The organism is Deinococcus pimensis DSM 21231, from assembly GCF_000519345.1.
In the GTDB taxonomy this organism is placed as follows: Bacteria; Deinococcota; Deinococci; order Deinococcales; family Deinococcaceae; genus Deinococcus_A; species Deinococcus_A pimensis.
Genome location: NZ_KI912668.1, coordinates 25,374 through 28,630 on the forward strand (window position 1 = coordinate 25,374; position 3,257 = coordinate 28,630).

The window sequence follows — 3,257 nt, forward strand, 5'->3', positions numbered from 1 at the left end:
GCGGGTCACGCTCGACCTCGCGCCCGGCCTCACGGCGCGGCGCCTCGACCTGCTGGAGGACGCCCTGCCCGGCGGGGAGCTCGGCGGTGGGCGGATCACGCTGAGCGTGCGGCCCTTCGAGGTCCTGACGCTCGAACTGCGGCGGGCCTGAACGAAGAAGGCGCGGCGGGCCCTTCCGGGCCCGCCGCGTTCATCGATGGATTCAGCGCGCGCGCAGTTCGGGAATCGCGCGGCGCAGCGCGAAGCGCAGACGGCCGAGGTTCGCGACGTCGTCGAAGGCGGTGAAGAGCGTGCGGTTCCCGAGGCTCGTGAAGAGCACCGGGCCGTCCTCGAAGTCCACGACCATGTCGCGGAACTCCCCGCCGAGGGCCTCCACGAGGCTGGTGGAGACCGCCTGCGCCGCACCGAGCACGGCGAGGTCCGGGATGCGTCCGGCGGCTTCCATCACGGCGCCGGACTCCGCGAGGAGCGCCGCGTGACGTACGCCCCGGATCTCCAGCAGGCTCTCGATGTCGACGGCCACGGCGTTCAGCTCCTCACGACGGGCAGCGCGCCCTGCAGTTCCGCCGCGACGCGCGCGAGCTCCTGCTGCGCGGGGCGCGTGTCGGCGCCGCGCGTGACGGCCACCGCCGCGACGTACTCCCCGACGTTCACCGCGACGACCTCGAACAGTTCGGCGGTGAAGGCGAGGCGGGTGAGCTGACCGCCGCCGAGACGGCGCGAGACACGCTCGAAGTCGGCGCGCAGCGCGGCGAGTTCCGCCGCGAGGCGTTCGCCCTCCTCGCCGTACGCTTCGAGGGCGAGGCCGTCACGACCGACGAGCGCGGCGGCGCGGACGCCGGGCGCGGCGAGCAGACCACGGAGCTTCACAGGACCTCCTTGAGCTTCCTGGCCGTCTCCAGGCCGTACAGACGGGCCTGTCCGAGGTTCGCCTCCGCGCCGCCGCCGAGCACCACCATCAGGAAGAGGTCGGGGCCGATGGGCAGGCTGAACGCGCTGAGCGCGTCGCCGCGCAGGAAGAATTCGCGGACGTTGCCGCCGCCGAGAGTGTTTTCGTAGGCGCCGTGGGCGGCCCGCATGAGACCGGCATGCTCGGCGACGAGCAGGCCGAGGTCGACGCTGCCCGAGCCGTGACTTTCGATCAGGAGACCGTCGTAGCCGCCGATCGCGGCGCCCCAGGCGCCGTCGACGTCGTGGACGAGTTGGGAGAGATGCTGGTCGAGCACGCCTCCCAGTATAGAGATCGGTGAGAGCCGAGTGTGAGGAGAGCCAACCTTACTTCGTGACGCGCTGACGGCCCGCCAGGGCGCGGCCCAGCGTCACCTCGTCGGCGTACTCCAGCGCCCCACCCACCGGCAGCCCGTACGCGATGCGCGACACCGTCGTGCCGAGCGGCTCCAGCAGACGCTGCAGGTACAGGCTCGTCGCCTCGCCCTCCACGGTGGTGCTCGTCGCGAGGATCACCTCGAAGTCCTCCGGACGGCGGACCACGTCGTTGTCGTCACCGCGCAGACGGCCCAGCAGCGGCTTGATGTAGAGCTTCTCCGGGGAGACGCCGTTCATCGGGCTGATCGCGCCGTGCAGCACGTGGTAGAGCCCGCGGTACTCACCGGAACGCTCGATCGCGATGACGTCGCCCGGCTCCTCCACGACGCAGATCTGTGCGCGGTCGCGGCCCGGGTCGGTGCAGACGTCGCACAGCTCGCGGTCGGTGATGTTGAAGCAGCGCTTGCACATCTGCAGCTCGCGCTTGGCGTCCAGCAGGGCGCCCGCGAGCCGCTCGATGTCCTCGCGCGGCTGCTCGAACAGGTGGAAGGCGAGCCGCTGCGCCGACTTCGGACCGATGCCCGGCAGGCGCGACAGCTCACGGATGAGGGCCACGAGCGAGGGAGGGTACTTCACGCGCCCACCCCGCCCCGCCCACGCGCCGCGTGGATCAAAGCATCCCGCCGAGGAAGCCCAGGCTGCGCTGCGTCTCGCGCTGCTGGAGCTCGTCCGCCTTCGCGGCGGCGTCCTGGATCGCGACGAGCAGCAGGTCCTCCAGGGACTCCACGTCCTCCGGATCGACGGCCCCCCTGTCGATCTTGAGGGCCGTGACCTTGCCCTGGCCGTTCATGGTGACGGTCACGAGACCGCCCGCGCTGCCCTCCACGGACTGCGCCGCGAGGTCCTCCTGGATCTTCGCGGCGGCCGCCTGGGCCTGCTGCATCTGCTTCATCAGCTTCTTCATGTCCATACTGAAAGCGATTTTATCCGATGCGCCGGGCCCACAACGTGCCGCGTGAGGAATCCTTACAGCTGGGGTCTGCGCAGGCTCTTCACGCGGCGGTACAGCTGCGCCGGACGGCCCACGCCGCTGCGCCGCTCGCCCGACGCGATCAGCAGCCCCTGCGCCAGCAGGCGCTTGCGGAAGTTGCGCTTGTCGAGCTTGCGAGCCAGGATCGCCTCGTGCACCTCCTGCAGTTCCGGCAGGGTGAAGGTCTCCGGGAGGAACTCCAGCGCGAGCTGCGCGTACTCCAGCCGCACCTGAAGCCGCTTGAGGGCCCGCGAGAGGATCTCCTGGTGGTCGAACGCGAGCGGCGGCGGCGTGTGCGCCGGGAACCACTTCGCGTCCTGCACGCCGCGTCCGCCGTGCACCTCCACGGTGCCGTAGGGCAGCACCGCCATGTGCGCCACCGAGACGATGCGTCCACGCGGGTCCCGGCCGGGCGCGCCGAAGGTATAGAACTGTTCCAGGTGGCGCGGTTCGAGCGTGACGCTGGTCTCCTCGCGAAGCTCGCGCAGCGCCGCCTCGTGCAGCTGCTCGCGCTCGCCGACGAAACCGCCCGGCAGGGCCCACACCTCCGCGTGCGGGCCGCTGGAGCGCTGCACGAGCAGCACGTGCAGCGTGCCCTCGTGCATCGCGAAGGCGGCGACGTCGACGGCCAGCCCGACGTGCGCCGCCCGGGGCGGCAGGGTAAGTGTATCCATGACATAAACCTAGCGGCGTGTCACGTGCGTGTCAAGGAGAAAGTGTCCGATGTTGGCAGCGTTTCCACGCCCGTGGCGCACGTTCCGGATGCCGTTAGTGTCATGGCTTCCTGCATGGACGTCCCCGGAAGGCCGCGCCTCGCCCCGCGACCTAGACTGTGGCGTGTCCCTCCTCGACCTGCATCCCCACGCGGGCCGCGCCGCCGACCTCGTGAGGCGCGCCGACGACCTCGCCCGGGTCTTCGCCGCCCATGCCGACGAGCAGGACGCCGAGCCCTCGCCCGCCG

General features: G+C 71.1%; 6 protein-coding genes. All 6 read right to left on the reverse strand.

Features of this window, described 5'->3' with window-relative positions; all coding sequences use genetic code 11:
* Nucleotides 1-202 precede the first annotated feature (202 nt).
* Genes DEIPI_RS0118025 through DEIPI_RS0118050 form a run of 6 tightly spaced genes read right to left on the reverse strand, consistent with a single transcriptional unit; the run spans nucleotide 203 to nucleotide 2,970 of the window.
* Nucleotides 203-523, reverse strand: a complete 321-nt coding sequence (locus DEIPI_RS0118025) for a roadblock/LC7 domain-containing protein (protein ID WP_027482678.1) — start codon at nucleotides 521-523, stop codon at nucleotides 203-205.
* A gap of 5 nt (nucleotides 524-528) precedes the next feature.
* Nucleotides 529-870, reverse strand: a complete 342-nt coding sequence (locus DEIPI_RS0118030; RefSeq protein ID WP_027482679.1) for a roadblock/LC7 domain-containing protein — start codon at nucleotides 868-870, stop codon at nucleotides 529-531.
* Nucleotides 867-1,226: a roadblock/LC7 domain-containing protein gene (locus DEIPI_RS0118035; protein ID WP_027482680.1), complete on the reverse strand. Its 360-nt coding sequence runs from the start codon at nucleotides 1,224-1,226 to the stop codon at nucleotides 867-869. The genes DEIPI_RS0118030 and DEIPI_RS0118035 overlap by 4 nt, the downstream gene beginning before the upstream one ends.
* A gap of 49 nt (nucleotides 1,227-1,275) precedes the next feature.
* Nucleotides 1,276-1,902 carry a recombination mediator RecR gene (gene recR, locus DEIPI_RS0118040; protein WP_027482681.1) on the reverse strand — a complete coding sequence of 209 codons (627 nt, stop codon included), beginning with the start codon at nucleotides 1,900-1,902 and terminating at the stop codon, nucleotides 1,276-1,278.
* Nucleotides 1,903-1,936: 34 nt separating this feature from the next.
* The gene (locus DEIPI_RS0118045; RefSeq protein WP_027482682.1) at nucleotides 1,937-2,236 is read right to left on the reverse strand and encodes a YbaB/EbfC family nucleoid-associated protein; all 300 of its coding nucleotides are present in this window, start codon (nucleotides 2,234-2,236) and stop codon (nucleotides 1,937-1,939) included.
* 56 nt (nucleotides 2,237-2,292) lie between these two features.
* Nucleotides 2,293-2,970 carry an NUDIX hydrolase gene (locus DEIPI_RS0118050; protein WP_027482683.1) on the reverse strand — a complete coding sequence of 226 codons (678 nt, stop codon included), beginning with the start codon at nucleotides 2,968-2,970 and terminating at the stop codon, nucleotides 2,293-2,295.
* Nucleotides 2,971-3,257 lie beyond the last annotated feature (287 nt).